The 16,298-nt window shown below is 51.3% G+C and carries 14 protein-coding genes; 4 read left to right on the forward strand and 10 right to left on the reverse strand.

The genetic code is table 11. The annotated features are described in order from the left end of the window. The first annotated feature begins 99 nt into the window (after nucleotides 1–99). Together ACLU9Q_RS08950 and ACLU9Q_RS08955 are read left to right on the forward strand one after the other, a co-directional pair. Nucleotides 100–1,737, forward strand: a complete 1,638-nt coding sequence (locus ACLU9Q_RS08950; protein WP_412625056.1) for an ABC-F family ATP-binding cassette domain-containing protein — start codon at nucleotides 100–102, stop codon at nucleotides 1,735–1,737. 281 nt (nucleotides 1,738–2,018) lie between these two features. Continuing rightward, nucleotides 2,019–3,017, forward strand: a complete 999-nt coding sequence (locus ACLU9Q_RS08955; protein ID WP_412625057.1) for a hypothetical protein — start codon at nucleotides 2,019–2,021, stop codon at nucleotides 3,015–3,017. Nucleotides 3,018–3,125: 108 nt separating this feature from the next. On the opposite strand, the gene ACLU9Q_RS08960 is transcribed toward ACLU9Q_RS08955, so the two are convergent. The 4 genes from ACLU9Q_RS08960 to ACLU9Q_RS08975 all read right to left on the reverse strand — a co-directional run bounded on the left by ACLU9Q_RS08960 (nucleotide 3,126) and on the right by ACLU9Q_RS08975 (nucleotide 9,324). Continuing rightward, a complete protein-coding gene (locus tag ACLU9Q_RS08960) occupies nucleotides 3,126–3,707 on the reverse strand; it encodes a zinc dependent phospholipase C family protein (protein ID WP_302592158.1) in 582 nt (193 codons plus the stop codon). 214 nt (nucleotides 3,708–3,921) lie between these two features. Continuing rightward, entirely contained in the window at nucleotides 3,922–7,119 is a 3,198-nt protein-coding gene (gene carB, locus ACLU9Q_RS08965; RefSeq protein ID WP_296833664.1) for a carbamoyl-phosphate synthase large subunit, read from the reverse strand. Next, nucleotides 7,119–8,192, reverse strand: a complete 1,074-nt coding sequence (locus ACLU9Q_RS08970) for a carbamoyl phosphate synthase small subunit (protein WP_296833661.1) — start codon at nucleotides 8,190–8,192, stop codon at nucleotides 7,119–7,121. The genes carB and ACLU9Q_RS08970 overlap by 1 nt, the downstream gene beginning before the upstream one ends. 199 nt (nucleotides 8,193–8,391) lie before the next feature. Further along, nucleotides 8,392–9,324: a GTP-binding protein gene (locus ACLU9Q_RS08975; RefSeq protein ID WP_296833658.1), complete on the reverse strand. Its 933-nt coding sequence runs from the start codon at nucleotides 9,322–9,324 to the stop codon at nucleotides 8,392–8,394. A gap of 133 nt (nucleotides 9,325–9,457) precedes the next feature. Here ACLU9Q_RS08975 and ACLU9Q_RS08980 point away from each other — a divergent pair, with 133 nt between their 5' ends. Further along, nucleotides 9,458–9,655, forward strand: a complete 198-nt coding sequence (locus ACLU9Q_RS08980) for a hypothetical protein (protein WP_296833655.1) — start codon at nucleotides 9,458–9,460, stop codon at nucleotides 9,653–9,655. Nucleotides 9,656–9,746: 91 nt separating this feature from the next. Beyond that, the gene (locus tag ACLU9Q_RS08985) at nucleotides 9,747–11,012 is read left to right on the forward strand and encodes a peptidoglycan-binding protein (RefSeq protein WP_296833653.1); all 1,266 of its coding nucleotides are present in this window, start codon (nucleotides 9,747–9,749) and stop codon (nucleotides 11,010–11,012) included. A gap of 169 nt (nucleotides 11,013–11,181) precedes the next feature. Here ACLU9Q_RS08985 and rseP read toward each other — a convergent pair whose 3' ends face one another. Genes rseP through pyrH form a run of 6 tightly spaced genes read right to left on the reverse strand, consistent with a single transcriptional unit; the run spans nucleotide 11,182 to nucleotide 16,233 of the window. Then, nucleotides 11,182–12,210 (reverse strand): RIP metalloprotease RseP, encoded by a 1,029-nt coding sequence (rseP, locus tag ACLU9Q_RS08990; protein ID WP_296833650.1) that lies wholly within the window; start codon nucleotides 12,208–12,210, stop codon nucleotides 11,182–11,184. Nucleotide 12,211: 1 nt separating this feature from the next. Next, nucleotides 12,212–13,354, reverse strand: coding sequence for a 1-deoxy-D-xylulose-5-phosphate reductoisomerase (locus ACLU9Q_RS08995; RefSeq protein WP_296833648.1), 1,143 nt, complete (start codon nucleotides 13,352–13,354; stop codon nucleotides 12,212–12,214). 35 nt (nucleotides 13,355–13,389) lie between these two features. After that, nucleotides 13,390–14,196: a phosphatidate cytidylyltransferase gene (locus ACLU9Q_RS09000; protein WP_296833645.1), complete on the reverse strand. Its 807-nt coding sequence runs from the start codon at nucleotides 14,194–14,196 to the stop codon at nucleotides 13,390–13,392. A gap of 17 nt (nucleotides 14,197–14,213) precedes the next feature. Then, complete coding sequence (locus ACLU9Q_RS09005) at nucleotides 14,214–14,936, reverse strand: isoprenyl transferase (RefSeq protein WP_296833641.1); 723 nt, start codon at nucleotides 14,934–14,936, stop codon at nucleotides 14,214–14,216. A gap of 4 nt (nucleotides 14,937–14,940) precedes the next feature. Beyond that, nucleotides 14,941–15,492 carry a ribosome recycling factor gene (gene frr / locus ACLU9Q_RS09010; protein WP_296833639.1) on the reverse strand — a complete coding sequence of 184 codons (552 nt, stop codon included), beginning with the start codon at nucleotides 15,490–15,492 and terminating at the stop codon, nucleotides 14,941–14,943. 45 nt (nucleotides 15,493–15,537) lie between these two features. Further along, the gene (gene pyrH, locus ACLU9Q_RS09015) at nucleotides 15,538–16,233 is read right to left on the reverse strand and encodes a UMP kinase (protein WP_296833635.1); all 696 of its coding nucleotides are present in this window, start codon (nucleotides 16,231–16,233) and stop codon (nucleotides 15,538–15,540) included. Nucleotides 16,234–16,298 lie beyond the last annotated feature (65 nt).

Genomic DNA, 16,298 nt, shown 5'->3' on the forward strand with positions numbered 1-16,298 from the left:
GCGGAGCACGCGGAGACGATGTACTGAGTGGCCGCGCATGCTTGCATGCAGTCGGGCAACGCACTGCGGAGCTTACAATATCTAAAGTGAGGAATGAAAATGATCAGTGCTAACAATGTGACACTTAGAATAGGAAAAAAGGCGTTATTTGAGGACGTCAATATCAAATTTACCGAGGGTAACTGTTACGGTCTGATCGGCGCGAACGGCGCCGGAAAATCCACCTTTCTGAAGATTCTTTCCGGAAAGCTGGAGACCACCAAGGGCGACATCGTCATCACGCCCGGTCAGCGTCTCTCCGTCCTGGAGCAGGACCATTTTAAATACGACGAATTCCCTGTACTGGATACCGTCATCATGGGCAACCAGCGCCTGTATGATATCATGAAGGAAAAGGACGCGATCTATGCAAAAGAAGATTTCACCGAGGCGGACGGCATCCGTGCCAGCGAGCTGGAAGGTGAATTTGCCGAGATGAACGGCTGGGAGGCGGAATCTGACGCCGCGCAGCTTCTAAACGGGCTTGGCATCGAACCCGATATGCATTACATGATCATGAAGGATTTAAACGGCAGCGAAAAGGTGAAGGTGCTTCTCGCAAGGGCGCTGTTCGGAAACCCGGACATCCTGCTTCTGGACGAGCCGACCAACCATCTGGATCTCGCTGCGATCGAATGGCTGGAGGAATTTTTGATCAACTTCCCGAATACGGTTATCGTGGTTTCCCACGACCGTTACTTTCTGAATAAAGTATGTACGCACATTGCAGACATCGACTACGGCAAGATTCAGCTTTACGCCGGAAACTATGATTTCTGGTACGAGTCCAGCCAGCTGATGATCAAGCAGATGAAGGAAGCCAACAAAAAGAAGGAAGAAAAGATCAAGGAGCTGCAGGAATTCATTTCCCGTTTCAGCGCCAACGCTTCCAAATCCAAGCAGGCGACCTCCAGAAAACGTGCGCTGGAGAAAATCGAGCTGGATACGATCAAGCCGTCCAGCCGCAAATATCCGTATATCGACTTCCGTCCGAACCGCGAGATTGGGAACGAGGTGCTCTCCGTAGAAAACCTCTCCAAAACGATCGACGGCGTGAAGGTGCTTGACAATCTCACGTTCACCCTGAATCACAACGATAAGGTGGCTTTTGTCGGCGGCAATGAATTTGCAAAGACCATACTCTTTCAGATTCTTATGGGCGAGATGGAACCGGATTCCGGCAGCTTCAAATGGGGCGTAACGACCTCGCAGGCATATTTCCCGAAGGACAGCACGAAGGAATTTGACAACGATCTGATCATCGTAGACTGGCTGACACAGTATTCCGAGATCAAGGATGTGACCTATGTGCGCGGCTTCCTCGGCCGTATGCTGTTTGCCGGCGACGACGGCGTAAAGAAGGTAAAGGTGCTCTCCGGCGGCGAGAAGGTACGATGTCTCTTATCCAAAATGATGATTTCCGGTGCAAACGTACTGCTGTTTGACGAGCCGACCAACCATCTGGATATGGAATCCATCTCCTCGTTAAATACCGGCATGGTGAAGTTTCCCGGCGTTATTCTGTTCGCCTCTCACGATCATCAGCTCGTCGAGACGACTGCCAACCGCATTATGGAAATCCTGCCGAACGGCGTGATGATCGACAAGATCACCACCTACGACGAATATCTCGCAAGTGATGAAATGGCAAGAAAACGCCAAGTTTACACTATGGATGACAAGCTGGAGGATAACTAGGCGCCATGCCTCTCCGACTGCTGTTTCCGGTAACACACGTCTCCAGAGGAGTCGTTGCAAAATAAATGAGTAATCATTTATGGAGCAATGGCTCCATTTTTATGCACAGGACATTCATACCACTCTTTATAATTATAAATTCCGCTTTTTATTAATCTCTTTTTGATTGTACATTATTTTTATTGACTTTCAATGTTGTATAATGTATAATAATCTCATCTTTCGAAATATAAATTTCAATCCACGCAAACAGGTTACTCATATGAAAACAAGGAGGTTTTATGAACGAAGCATATGAATATCACGACATCTATGACCGCATTGCCAAGCGCTGTCTCTCTCTTTCCACCCGCTGTACCGTTTTCCTTATTAACGGTCTTTTTGGTACGGACTATCCTCCCGACAGCGACGTAGACTACCACTGGACAGAAAATACAGATGACAGTCTGAAAAAGACACTGGCAGATACCATTGTTACGATTAATCATTCCAGCAGCTACCATGTTGAATTTCAGATGACCAAAGACGGCGATATTCTTCTGCGTGTGCTGGAATATGGCTTCCATCACGCCATCCGCACAGCCGACAGTCAGGATACCATCTGCTTTCCGGAGCCTCTTATCGTATACCTTTACGATGATGAGAGCTTTCCTGATGAATATATTCTGAAAATCAGCTTCGGAGAGCAGGGAAGTTTTTTATATAAGGTACCTGTTTTTAAATATTTAAAACACTCGCTGGACGAGCTAGACCGTAAAAAGCTCATCATGCTCCTTCCCTTCCAGCTTTTAAAACTGCGCCGGACCATTAGTCAAAAACGTACAAAAGAAAATATAGAGGCATTGAAAAAATTAATCACTCATGATATACTGAATTCACTAAACCGAAATGTAGAGGTCGGAAATATTACTCCCACAGAAGCGCTGAAGCTTTCGCGGATGATTCTGTATCTCTACCGCCATATCTATGAGCAATATGACGAGCTGAAAAAAGAGGGAGTGAATCAGATGACAGAAGATGCATTAATTTTTGATGTCGATATTCTGGAGTACGAAATAGAAAAGCTGGAAAAGAAAAACAAACATCTGGAAAGCGAAAAACAGAGCCTGGAATGCGAAAAGCAGAGTCTGGAATGCGAAAAACAGAGTCTGGAGAGTGAACAGCAGAAACTGATTCTGCTGCTTTCCCAGACCTATCCGCCGGAAGAGATTGCTGCCCTGACCGGAATTGCATCCAACAAGATTCAGGAAGCGCTTCGTGAAGGTTCCGCTACCACATAAGAGCACTTTTTTCTTCCACAGAAAATCCAGGAAATTTTTCTATGGAAAGTAAAAATCCGGAGCCAGACAGTTTTATACTGCCCACGCTCCGGATTTTCATTTCATCGATTATGCCGCCAGCAGCTCCATCGCCCCGGCGCCCGCGAACTGCACGACTGCACGGACTACCTGCTGACAGAGCTGTACGATATAGCGCACATCTGTTTCAATCGTATGACGTCCTCTGGTGTATTCCTCGTGTTTTTTCCGGATATATTCCAGAAGCACCTCCACATTCTCAAACACCTTTTCTCCGACTATCTGCAGCGCTGCTCTGCCGCTGTCGATATATTCCCGCAGATAATCGCGCATTTCCTTTTCATATGCGCAATGCTGGCGGATTGTCCCGGCGTAGGTCCGGTTATGCGGAAAGGTAAAGTAATCGGCAATATAATGGATGATCTCTCCCAGATGCCGCCAGAACGCCATGCCATCCTGCGCATCAGTGTAATCCATTTTCAGCAGACTTCTTATATTGTCGGAAACCTTGTCAAAGGTTCCGTAAAATTCGTGCCGTTCTGTCAGAAAGGAAGGCTTGCAGTCCGGAAGGATGGAGCCAAGATAAAATGCCTTTCTGTGCTGCTGCAGCTTATCTGCTCCCATCTGTGATACCAGAAACTTTGCCAGCGAAATATGTGATTTTTTTCTCATGCATTTCTCCTCTTGCCCCGACGGGCCCCTCTCACACAAATGCAGCGCCGCCATGCGGAATCCCCTTACGCCGCTGTCTATCCGACGCAAAGCCCTGCTGCAAATCAGCTCCTTTTCTACCATACGCCACTTTTTCAAAAAGCGCAAGCGGAAATTTATTACATTCTGTGTAACAGCTTACGCATTACATCTACAGACCGCCTGCCTGCGACGGCTATATCTTCGCGATATCAATCAGCGTCAGCTTGTTCTTATCGGTATTCTCCAGACTGGAGATCAGCGCGCCCGCCGTGTCCATTGCCGTCAACACATTGACGCCTGTCTCGATGGCGTTGCGGCGGATGATAAAGCCGTCCTTTGAGTGCTCGATACCCTGGGAAGGGGTGTCGATGACCAGGTCGATCTTATGTCCGAGAATCAGGTCGAGGATATTGGGCGACTCCTGCTCCACCTTACGCGTCATTCGCACCTGCACGTCCGCCTCCATCAACGCTTTTGCCGTGCCCTTAGTGGCAAAAATATTGTAGCCGAGCGCCTCGAAACGCTTTGCCAGCTTTGCTGCCTCCTCCTTGTCCTCATCACGCACCGTCATGATCATGTTCTTATGCTTCGGCAGGTTGATGCCAGCGCCAAGGAACGCCTTGTAGAGCGCTTCGTTGAAGGTTTTGGCAATGCCAAGACACTCGCCGGTGGATTTCATCTCCGGTCCGAGGCTGATGTCAGCACCGCGGATCTTCTCGAAGGAGAATACCGGCATCTTGATGGCGAAGTAATCCGCCTCCGGCTGCAGTCCCGGCTCATAGCCAAGCTCGCGGATTTTCGCGCCCAGGATCACCTTCGTCGCCAGCGGTACGATCGGAATGCCCGTCACCTTGCTGATGTACGGCACAGTACGGCTGGAGCGCGGATTTACCTCGATCACATACACCTCTTCGCCGCAGACGATAAACTGAATATTGATCAGACCAATGACGTGCAGCGACTGCGCAAGCTTTCGTGTGTAATCCTCAATAGTCGCCTTTACCTTAGCGCCGATGCTCTGCGCCGGGTAAACGGAAATACTGTCCCCGGAGTGGATGCCGGCGCGCTCAATATGCTCCATAATGCCCGGGATCAGGATATCCGTTCCGTCGCATACTGCGTCGACCTCGATCTCCTTTCCGACCAGATATTTATCGACCAGAATCGGATGCTCCTGCGCGATGCGGTTGATGATGCCGATAAATTCATCCACATCCTCATCGCTGATCGCGATCTGCATTCCCTGTCCGCCGAGCACGTAGGACGGACGCACAAGCACCGGATAGCCGAGCTCGTTTGCCGCCTTCTTCGCTTCCTCAGCAGTAAATACTGTGTGACCTGCCGGACGCGGAATGCCGCATTTCTCCAGAATGCCGTCAAACAGCTCGCGGTCCTCGGCAGCGTCCACGTTTTCCGCGGAGGTTCCCAGAATCGGCACACCCATTTTCATAAGGCTTTCCGTCAGCTTGATAGCGGTCTGTCCGCCAAACTGTACCACGGCACCGTCCGGCTTTTCCAGGCGGACGATATTCTCCACATCCTCCGGCGTCAGCGGCTCAAAATATAGCTTGTCCGCGATATCGAAGTCGGTGCTGACCGTCTCCGGGTTGTTATTGATAATAATTGTTTCGTAGCCTTCCTTCGCAAACGCCCAGGTGCAGTGCACAGAGCAGAAATCAAATTCAATTCCCTGCCCGATGCGGATAGGACCGGAGCCAAGCACCAGCACCTTTTTGCGGTCATGAGTCTCCTGCGCTTCATTTTCACTTCCAAACACGGAATAATAGTACGGCGTGGTTGCCTCAAACTCCGCCGCACAGGTATCTACCATCTTGTACGCCGCCGTAATGCCGTTCTCATAGCGCATATTTTTGATTTCTTCTTCGCTCTTTCCGGTCAGACGGGCAATCACGTTATCCGGGAACTCGATGCGCTTCGCCTCTTTCAAAAGCTCCACGGTCAGCTCCTGCGTCTTCAGAGCCTGCTCCATCTCCACAAGGATCGCAAGCTTATCAATAAACCAGATGTCAATTTTCGTGATCTCATGAATCGTCTCATAGGAAACGCCGCGGCGCAGCGCTTCCGCGATCACCCAGATGCGGCGGTCGTCCACCAGCGCGAGCTGCTTCATAAGCTGGTCGTCGTCCAGATGCGAAAAATCGTAAGAAAGCAGGCTGTCCACATGCTGCTCCAACGAGCGGATCGCCTTCATCATCGCGCCTTCAAAGTTGTCGCAGATGCTCATTACCTCGCCGGTCGCCTTCATCTGTGTGGTCAGGGTACGCTTCGCACTGATGAATTTATCGAACGGCAGACGCGGAATCTTCACCACACAGTAGTCCAGCATCGGCTCAAAGCTGGCGTAAGTTTTCCCCGTGATAGCATTTTTAATCTCATCCAGCGTGTAGCCAAGGGCAATTTTCGCCGCCACCTTTGCGATCGGATAGCCGGTCGCCTTGGAGGCGAGCGCTGAAGAACGGCTCACACGGGGATTTACCTCGATCACACAGTATTCAAAACTGTCCGGATTCAGGGCATACTGCACGTTGCAGCCGCCGGTGATGTTCAGCTCGCTGATGATATTCAGCGCCGAGGTACGCAGCATCTGATATTCCTTGTCGCCGAGCGTCTGGGACGGTGCTACCACGATGCTGTCGCCGGTGTGCACGCCGACCGGATCAATATTTTCCATGTTGCAGACGGTAATGCAGTTTCCAGCGCTGTCGCGCATCACCTCGTACTCGATTTCCTTCCATCCGGCAATGCAGCGCTCCACCAACACCTGCCCTACGCGGGACAGTCGCAGCCCGTTCGCCAGGATTTCCGTCAACTCCTCATAATTGTGCGCAATGCCGCCGCCGCTTCCGCCGAGCGTGTACGCCGGGCGCAGCACCACCGGATAGCCGATGGTGTTTGTAAACGCAACGCCCTCTTCTATCGTTTCCACGACTTTTGAAGCTGCAATCGGCTCCCCGATTTTCTCCATCGTGTTTTTAAATTCCTGGCGGTCCTCCGCCTTTTTTATCGTCTCCGCAGTGGTGCCGATAAGCCGCACATTGTTTTCCTTTAAAAAGCCGCGCTCCTCCAGCTCCATAGCGAGATTTAAGCCCGCCTGTCCGCCAAGCGTCGGCAGCACGCTGTCCGGCTTTTCTTTTAATATAAGCTGCTCCACCACTTCCACCGTCAGCGGCTCAATGTACACGCGGTCAGCAATGTCTTTATCTGTCATAATGGTCGCCGGGTTTGAATTCAGAAGGACGACCTCAATGCCCTCCTCCTTCAGCGAGCGGCACGCCTGCGTGCCCGCATAGTCAAACTCCGCCGCCTGCCCGATCACGATCGGTCCCGAACCGATCACAAGTACCTTTTGGATTTCCGGATTCTTCGGCATTATCTGTCCACCTCCATCATCTTCATAAACCGGTCAAACAGGTATCCGGAATCCTGCGGTCCCGGACACGCTTCCGGATGAAACTGCACCGTAAAGATATTCTTTCCCGTATAAGCAAGTCCCTCGTTCGTTCCGTCGTTGACGTTTGTGAACGCCGGAACCGCCACCGATGCGTCCAGATTTTTTGTATCCACCACGTAGCCGTGGTTCTGTGAGGAAATATAGACCCTGCCTGTTTTCAGATCCTTCACCGGATGATTGCCGCCGCGGTGCCCGTACTTCATTTTATAGGTGTCCGCGCCGTTCGCCAGTGCCATAAGCTGATGTCCCAGACAGATGGCAAAAATCGGAATATCCGTCTGATATAATTTGCGGATTTCTTCTATAATCGTAACGCATTCCTTCGGGTCGCCCGGTCCGTTGGAAAGCATGATGCCGTCCGGCTTATCCGCGATGATCTCCTCCGCCTTCGTGAGCGCCGGATATACTGTCACCTGACAGCCGCGCTTGTTGAGGCTGCGCGCGATGTTGCGCTTTGCCCCCAGATCCAGAAGCGCCACCTTCGGACCGTCACCCTCCAGCACATATTTTTCCGCGCACGTCACCTTCTCCACCACCTTACCCGTGCGGTAAGCGGCGATCTGCGGCAGCACCTTTTCCAGACAGAAGCTTTCGTCTGTCGTGATCATGCCGTTCATCGTACCTTTTTCACGAAGAATTTTCGTTAATGCTCTGGTGTCTATTCCGGAGATTCCGGGGATATCATATTTCAAAAGAAAGTCCTGAATCGTTCCTTCCGAGCGGAAGTTGCTGGGAATACGAGATAATTCTCTTACAATGTATGCGTCCGGCCACGGTCTGTCCGACTCCATGTCCTGCGTGCAGATACCATAATTGCCGATCAGCGGATATGTCATCACCACGGCCTGTCCCGCGTAAGAGGGATCGGTGAGGACTTCGAGATAACCGGTCATCGACGTGTTAAAAACGATCTCACTGATAACTTCACGGTTTGCCCCGATGCTCTGCCCGGTAAAAACAGTTCCGTCTTCCAGAATAAGAAATGCTTTCATTGTCCATCCTGCCTTTCCTGAGTAAGTTTGATGATACGGTATGCGCAAAAAAAAAAGAAACAAAACCCAACGCCCGTTTCTTCCCCTTCGAATCCGCACCCCAAATTGCTAAAATGATAGCACAAAAATAATCATTTGGCAAGAGGAAGGTCCTGTTTTTTCACAGATTTTTGACGTCTCTCAAACCGGATAATGAAATTTATTTCCAAAAGGCACTGATTTTATCTTTTATCAGCCCTTCTCCAATAACAATGATAACATTCTGCCCCTTTTCAATATGCCGGATGGTGATCGTTTGGCGGGTGGCATTCAGCTCTATCCATGTTCCATCCTCTGCCGTCATAAACCCTTTCACACGAACGATATTCCCACAGTCCGATGCAGCCATAAGACTTTCTACCCTTGATCGCAATTCCTGCACAGTCATCTGTATATCCATAAAATAAACGGAGGAATATCCGTGTTCATCTTCCAGCACAGATTTTTCATAAGATTCCAGTACATAGCCACAGGAAGAGATCGCTTTCCAGTCTTCATCCGTTAAAGAATCCCACGGTTTGCATAGAACCTCCTCCCCAAATCTGCGTCTGCACCGTACCTGCTCCATAGCGCGATTTAAATGTGCTGCATTTCTTTTCCGATCCTCATCTGTAGCCTCCTGGCTCTTACTAAAAATAACCATTCCGGCATTTGCCACTTCTGAGGCCAGCAGATAATTGGATTTTTCCGACAGATTTTCCTCCAGTCTTGCATCTACGATCGCAATCACATTGCCGATCTCATACCATCTATCTAACGGTTCTTCGCATAACACATCGAAAAATTCATCTACGTCAAAGATTCCGGAAGGTTCAATCAGCACCCTGTCATAGCCGCACATTCCCATTGCAATCAATTTTGTTTTAAATCTTCTCCTGTGGCAATCAGGATCACAGCCGCCGGCAACCATTTCCAGTTCGCACTGATCTCCCTCCAGCTCCTGCAGAAGCATCATATCCACATTCACCGCCCCGTAATCATTTTCCAAAATGCAGATATGATTACCGGCGTCCATCAGGCTCTTCGCATATTTTTTTATAAATGTCGTCTTTCCTGCACCCAGAAAACCTGTAATTAAATCTATTTTTATCATGTCTTTCCCCTCTTTTCAGAAATCCATATTTATAGTATACCATTCTCTGATGCATTTCAAATAAAACTTAGGCATTTGCTGCTCATATTTTCTCCAATCCTACACATACTACACTGCAAAGGAGGTATTGACTATGTCTGATATTCATTCAACTATTACTGATCTTCCCCTTTCCTGCAAGTCTGCTGCTGAGCACATGGCAAGAGAACTGGAAAGGGAAGATATCTATGCCAATCTCACCCAATCCTGCTGCCAGAAAATTACAAATCTGGAACAGGATATTGCAGAAGAAACCGGCGAGAAAATTGCTCTTGTTGCTTATAAGCTTTAAAGCTTTTCTCTCCAGGGTATTCTCTTTCGTTTTTTCACAGATTCCCCGCATCTTCATATAATAATCATAACAACTTCTGTGTGAGGTCATTATGTCCTATTCTCGCATGAGAACGATGCAGCAGTCAACGGATACCGGCCTGCTGCGCATTAACGTGGAATCTGCTCTGCGAAATACGCCTGTAGAGAATGCCGTGGTCGACATTTCCTACTCCGGCGATCCTGAAAGCGTGATCGAAGAGGTGCGCACCGACAGCACCGGGCGCACGGATACCGTCGCCCTGGAGGCGCCACCGCTGGAGTACAGCCTGTCGCCCGGCGAGCAGCAGCCCTACTCCGAGTATACGTTTTCCGTATCGGCGGAGGGCTTTGAAACAATCACCGTCTCCGGTTCTGAAATCCTCTCCGGGCAGCTCTCCCTGCAGACAATCCGACTGCGCCCGATTGAGGAACGCGAAACGCCGGACGTGGTCGTCATCCCGGCGCATACGCTTTACGGAAACTATCCGCCCAAGATCGCCGAGGCGGAGGTAAAGCCTGTCAGTCAGACAGGTGAAATTGTCCTCTCCCGCGTGGTCGTCCCGGAATTTGTCGTCGTGCACGACGGCTCCCCGCGCGACACCACTGCAACAGATTATTATGTGCGTTACCGGGATTACATCAAGAACGTCGCCTCCAGCGAAATTTATTCTACCTGGCCGCGCGCGGCGCTGCAGGCAAATATTCTCGCGATCATGTCGTTTACGCTGAACCGTGTTTACACGGAGTGGTACCGCAACAAGGGCTTTAACTTTACCATCACCTCCTCCACCGCCTTCGACCACAAATGGATTTACGGACGAAATATTTTTGAGAGCATTTCTGAGGTGGTGGACGAAATTTTTGACGCCTACCTCTCGCGCCCGAATGTAAAGCAGCCGATCCTGACGCAGTATTGTGACGGAAACCGGGTTACCTGTCCAAACTGGATGAGTCAATGGGGTTCGAAGAATCTTGCCGATCAGGGATACTCCTCCATTGAGATCCTCCGCTACTACTACGGCGACTCTATTTATATTAATGCGGCAGAGGAAGTCGCCGGCGTTCCTTCCTCCTATCCGGGCTACGCTCTGCGCATCGGTTCCTCCGGGGACGCCGTGCGCCAGATCCAGGAGCAGCTCAACGCGATTTCCAACAATTATCCGCTGATTCCAAAGATCAGCGTGGACGGCATCTATGGACCGGCGACCGAAAATGCCGTGAAGGTGTTTCAGAGCGTCTTTAATCTGACGCAGGACGGCATTGTCGGACGGCGCACCTGGTACCGTATCCAGGATATCTACGTTGCCGTTACAAGAATCGCAGAACTTTACCCGTAAAATCATGCTCCGCACGTTCCGGGAATCCCCGCAGAATTATGTTTCTCCCGCAAGGGAAAAAGGCAGGCTCCTATCCGGAGAACCTGCCCTTCTTATGCTTATCTGCACCGCCGTATTCACAGTCCTGCCGCTGATGAAAAGATTCATCCGCGACATGCCGCAAAACATCCTATAATAGTCTTGTCACGTCATTATACATCACGACGACCATCAGCACCATCAGCGCCATCAGCCCAACAAAATGCACCATCGCCTCTTTGTCCGGATTGATCCGCCTGCCGCGGATCGCCTCCAGGATCAGGAACACCAGACGACCGCCGTCCAGCGCCGGGAGCGGCAGAAGATTCATCACGCCGAGCGTTGCCGACAGGAAGATCGCCATATTGAGCATATTCACTACGACAGCCATCATGCTGACCTTCGCGCTCTCGGTATAGGTTTCCCCAATCATGCTGACGACGCCCACCGGACCGGACAGGTCTTTGATCCCCGCTTTTCCGGTCACCAGCATCCGCACGCTCTCGATGGAAAGATCGATCCAGTAGCGCACCTCGCAGGCGCTGTATTTTATTACCTGCAGGACATTGCCCTTCACATAGACGCCGCTGATGCCGACGCCCATTCGGTAGTAGCCGTCCTCATCCGCCTCCGGGACAATATGCACCGTATTCTTCTCGCCGTCGCGCTCATACGTCAGTGTGACCGCTTCGCCCTGGTGCAGGGAAATGTAATTGCTGACCTCGCGCGCGAGATAGATGCGCTTACCGTTCATTTTCGTCACGACGTCGCCCTCAAGAAGCCCGGCTTCCTGCGCCGGAGAACCATCCTCCACGCTCCGTATCACTGCCGGATCAAATCCATACAGGCCGACAATGATCAACGACAAAAGAAACGCAAGTATAAAATTAAAGATCGGTCCCGCTGCGATCACGGAGATGCGCGCCCACACGGATTTGCTGCCGAACGAGCCTTCGCCGCTCTCCTCCTCGTCCTCGCCGAGCATCATGCAGGAGCCTCCGAACGGAAGAATTTTCAGGGAATAACGCGTGCCGTGCCACTCCTTACTCAGCAGCCGCGGTCCCATCCCAAGGGAAAACTCCACAACGGTCACGCCGTTTTTCTTCGCTAACAAAAAATGCCCAAATTCGTGAAATAAAATAATCAGACTGAATAGAATCAGCGCCCAGACAATATTCAAACTACCACCTGCTTTCAATCATCTCGTAAGTTGCCTGTTCCGCTTCCAGAATCTCCTCCACGGAAGGATTCTGCCGTATCTGGTGTGCCTCCATACATTCTGTGATGATCTCATAAATATCGGTAAAGCCGATCTCGCGGTGCAAAAACTTGCTGACCGCCTTTTCATTCGCCGCGTTAAATACCGTCGGCATGGAACCGCCTGCCCGCGCTGCGCGGTATGCCAGCGGAAGCCCCAGGAAGGTATCCGTGTCCGGCTCCTCAAAAGTGATCTGCGCGAGACGCGCAAAATCAAGCCGGTCGCCCGATAGAAATCTGCGCTCCGGGTAATAAAGCGCGTACTGAATCGGCAGCTTCATGTCCGGCGTGCCGAGCTGCGCGATGATCGCACCGTCCACAAACTCTACCATAGAGTGTATGACGCTCTGTGGTTGTACTACAACCTGGATCTGATCGAGATCCATGCCAAAGAGCCACCTTGCCTCCATCACCTCAAGTCCCTTATTGACCAGCGTGGCGGAATCAATGGTGATCTTCTGCCCCATGCTCCAGTTAGGATGCTTCAGGGCGTCCTCTACCCGGACATTTTTCAGCTCTTCTTTTTTGCGTCCGCGGAACGGTCCGCCGGACGCCGTGATCAGCAGCTTGTGGATCTGCTGCGGATTTTCTCCGTTTAGGGACTGGAAGATCGCGCTGTGCTCGCTGTCAACCGGCAGGATCCTTACGCCGCACTGCCTGGCCAGCGGCATGATGAGATGTCCGGCTGTCACCAGCGTTTCTTTGTTTGCAAGCGCAATATCCTTGCCTGCCCTGATTGCCGCAATGGTCGGGCGGATACCGATCATACCGACGATCGCTGTCACAACAATCTCCACCTCCGGCAGCGTGCAGACCTCTAAAAGTCCGTCCATCCCGGAAACGATCTTCACATCCAGATCACGCACCGCCGTCCGCAGCGCCTGCGCGTCCTTTTCCTCCCAGACCGCTGCAAGCCGCGGCTGAAATTCGCGGATCTGCGCCTCCAGAAGCTTTATGTTGCGCCCCGCTGACAGCGCGGCAATTTTTATATCCTTATTTGCTCTCGCTACCTCCAGCGTCTGTGTGCCGATGGAACCGGTAGCTCCCAGAACTGCAATTGTTTTCATAAATTTTCCTTTCTCATGTCCATTGGTTCCCTGGCTCAGATCATCAGATTCGACAAAAAGTAAATGATCGGCGCGGTAAAGATCACGCTGTCGAAGCGGTCGAGAATCCCGCCGTGTCCCGGGATCAGCGTCCCGTAATCCTTAATTTCATGATTTCGTTTGATAGCGGAAGCCGCCAGATCACCGACCATGGAGATCAGCGCACCTGCCGCGCAGATTACCGCGTAAGAGATCACCGGATTTTCCGCCTCCAGATGCGCGCCGACGATCGCCGCATAAATCGCGCCAAGGAGCGCTGCGCCAAGCACGCCGCCGACAGCGCCCTCGATTGATTTCTTCGGACTGAGGATCGGCGACATTTTATGCTTTCCGATCAGGATCCCCACACAGTATGCGCAGGTATCACAGCCCCACGAGCAGATGAAGATCAGCCACACAAGAAAGGCTCCGTCCTGCATCGTTCTTGTGAGATAAATATAGGAAAGCATCACACACACATAAACGATGCCGAAAAACGACGCCATCACCTGCTCCGACCGGTACTTCGGGAAAGCGAACACATAGACGGCAAGCACCGCCGCCATCGCAAATACCAGATAAATGGTACTGTACTCCTCCAGTCCCAGAAGCAGCAGCACATAGTAAAGCGCCGCCGCAACAAAGCCTGTTATCGCAAGCCCTTTGCTGTCTTTTTTCCACACGCCGACCGCACGGTACAGCTCCCCGAGTCCAATGAGGGAGACAGCCAGCGCTGTCCCCCACAAAACGTAGCCCCCGGGGATAATCGTGAGCAGTGCAACTGCCATAATAATGATACTGCTTCTTAATCTAACTGCAAACATGATCATTCCCTCTTTTATCACTTGTCCAGGACGCCGCCGTAGCGCCGTTCCCTTTGGTTGTATTTTTCGATCGCCTGCCAGAGGTTTTCCTTCGTAAACGCCGGCCATGGAATATCGGTAAAATAAAACTCACTGTATGCAAGCTGCCACATCAGATAGTTTGACAGGCGCAGCTCGCCGCTGGTGCGGATGAGAAGGTCGGGATCCGGCACATTGCGGGTATCGAGATACCCGGAAAACAGCTCCTCCGTGATATCCTCCGGCTTTAGCTTTCCGTCCACGCAGTCCGCGGATACTCTGCGGATCGCGCGCACGATCTCATCCCTGCTTCCGTAATTAATCGCAATCTGGAAATTAAGCCCTGTGTTGTTCTTCGAGCTTTCCACAAGATTGCGCAGGCTCTCCTGCAGATCCTCGGCAAGCGCCGTCGGGTCGCCAAGCACACGTACCTTCATATTATTTTTCTGCGCAGTTTTGATACAGGTTTTCGTATAGCTGCGGAACAGCCGCATCAGACCGTCCACCTCGTCTTTGGAACGCTTCCAGTTTTCCGTGGAAAACAGGTAGACCGTGAGATACTTAATGCCAATGTTCCAGGCATCCTCACAGATGACCTCCAGATTCTTCGCACCCCTGGAGTGTCCGTAATTGCGCGGCATTCCCTTGCTTTTTGCCCACCGCCCGTTGCCATCCAGAATGATCGCAACGTGACGCGGGATCGTAAGCTCGCTTCTTTCCATCGCCCTATACCGTCATGATCTCTTTCGATTTTTCCTCTACCGCAGCGTCAATATCCTTGATGTATTTGTCGGTGAGCTTCTGCGCAGCAGTCTCCAGCTCCTTGATCGTATCCTCTGATACTTCCGTGCCCTTCAGCTTCTTGAAGGCATCGTTTGCATCGCGGCGGATATTGCGGACCGCAACCTTTGCGCCCTCGCCTTTTTTCTTGACTTCCTTCACCAGATCCTTTCTGCGCTCCTCAGTGAGCTCCGGGAATACAAGGCGGATCACCTTGCCGTCGTTCGTCGGGTTGATGCCAAGGTCTGAGGTCTGGATCGCCTTTGTGATCGCTTTCAGCATACTGGAATCCCACGGCTGGATCTGGATCATGCGCGGCTCCGGTACATTTACATTGCCCACCTGCTGGATCGGCGTCGGGGTCCCGTAATAGTCAACCATAATGCGGTCAAGCACGTGCGGATTCGCACGGCCTGCGCGGATGGAGCCAAACTCCGAGAGCAGGTTGTTAAACGTCTTTGTCATTTTTTCGTCAAATACTTTCAATCTTTCATCCATGATTTCTTCCTCCTGGTTTTCTGTTTTATATGTCCGGTGTTTATATTACACCGTCACCTTCGTGCCGCTGAACTTACCGCTCACGGTATTTACGATGCTGTTTTCTTCGTTCAGACCGAACACCAGCATCGGCATCTTATTTTCCATGCAGAGAATGGAAGCCGCCAGGTCTACCACTCCAAGGCGCCGGTCGATCACATCCTGAATGGTGATCTCATCATATTTTTTCGCATCCGGATTGGACTTCGGATCGCTGTCGTAAACGCCGTCGATCGACTTGGCAAGCAGAATGACCTCCGCCTCGATCTCGACCGCACGCAGCACCGTGGTCGTGTCCGTCGAGAAATACGGATGTCCCGTGCCGCCCGCGAAAAACGTCACCATACCTTTTTCAAAGCACTCGTTTACCTTGTCCTTGGAAAACAGCTCCGTAAATGCGCCGCAGACAAACGGTGTGAAAATCTGTGTTTTCATGCCGACAGAACGAAAAATCTCCGATACATAGATACAGTTCATGACCGTAGCCAGCATACCGATCTGGTCCGCCTTTGTGCGGTCGATATTCTCACTGGAACGTCCCCGCCAGAAATTTCCGCCGCCGATCACGACGCCCACCTCTGTGCCGGCATCCACCAGCTGTTTTACCTGCTTCGCCACGCCGACGACCGTCGGCTCGTCAAAGCCTGTGTGTTTCTCCCCTGCAAGCGCCTCGCCGCTTAACTTCAATAATACACGTTTCATACTGTACACTCCGTTTCAATATCTTTTGCGGACGGCAGTATGCCATCCATTTGCAACAGTATAAC

The organism is Marvinbryantia sp., assembly GCF_047017445.1.
Classification (GTDB): domain Bacteria; phylum Bacillota; class Clostridia; order Lachnospirales; family Lachnospiraceae; genus Marvinbryantia.

Bases quoted from the DNA above. Each gene is read 5' to 3' on its own strand.
- ACLU9Q_RS08950 (WP_412625056.1), top strand. From the start codon at position 100: ATGATCAGTGCTAACAATGTGACACTTAGAATAGGAAAAAAGGCGTTA.
- ACLU9Q_RS08955 (WP_412625057.1), top strand. From the start codon at position 2,019: ATGAACGAAGCATATGAATATCACGACATCTATGACCGCATTGCCAAG.
- ACLU9Q_RS08960 (WP_302592158.1), bottom strand. From the start codon at position 3,707: ATGAGAAAAAAATCACATATTTCGCTGGCAAAGTTTCTGGTATCACAG.
- carB (WP_296833664.1), bottom strand. From the start codon at position 7,119: ATGCCGAAGAATCCGGAAATCCAAAAGGTACTTGTGATCGGTTCGGGA.
- ACLU9Q_RS08970 (WP_296833661.1), bottom strand. From the start codon at position 8,192: ATGAAAGCATTTCTTATTCTGGAAGACGGAACTGTTTTTACCGGGCAG.
- ACLU9Q_RS08975 (WP_296833658.1), bottom strand. From the start codon at position 9,324: ATGATAAAAATAGATTTAATTACAGGTTTTCTGGGTGCAGGAAAGACG.
- ACLU9Q_RS08980 (WP_296833655.1), top strand. From the start codon at position 9,458: ATGTCTGATATTCATTCAACTATTACTGATCTTCCCCTTTCCTGCAAG.
- ACLU9Q_RS08985 (WP_296833653.1), top strand. From the start codon at position 9,747: ATGTCCTATTCTCGCATGAGAACGATGCAGCAGTCAACGGATACCGGC.
- ACLU9Q_RS08995 (WP_296833648.1), bottom strand. From the start codon at position 13,354: ATGAAAACAATTGCAGTTCTGGGAGCTACCGGTTCCATCGGCACACAG.
- ACLU9Q_RS09000 (WP_296833645.1), bottom strand. From the start codon at position 14,196: ATGTTTGCAGTTAGATTAAGAAGCAGTATCATTATTATGGCAGTTGCA.
- ACLU9Q_RS09005 (WP_296833641.1), bottom strand. From the start codon at position 14,936: ATGGAAAGAAGCGAGCTTACGATCCCGCGTCACGTTGCGATCATTCTG.
- frr (WP_296833639.1), bottom strand. From the start codon at position 15,492: ATGGATGAAAGATTGAAAGTATTTGACGAAAAAATGACAAAGACGTTT.
- pyrH (WP_296833635.1), bottom strand. From the start codon at position 16,233: ATGAAACGTGTATTATTGAAGTTAAGCGGCGAGGCGCTTGCAGGGGAG.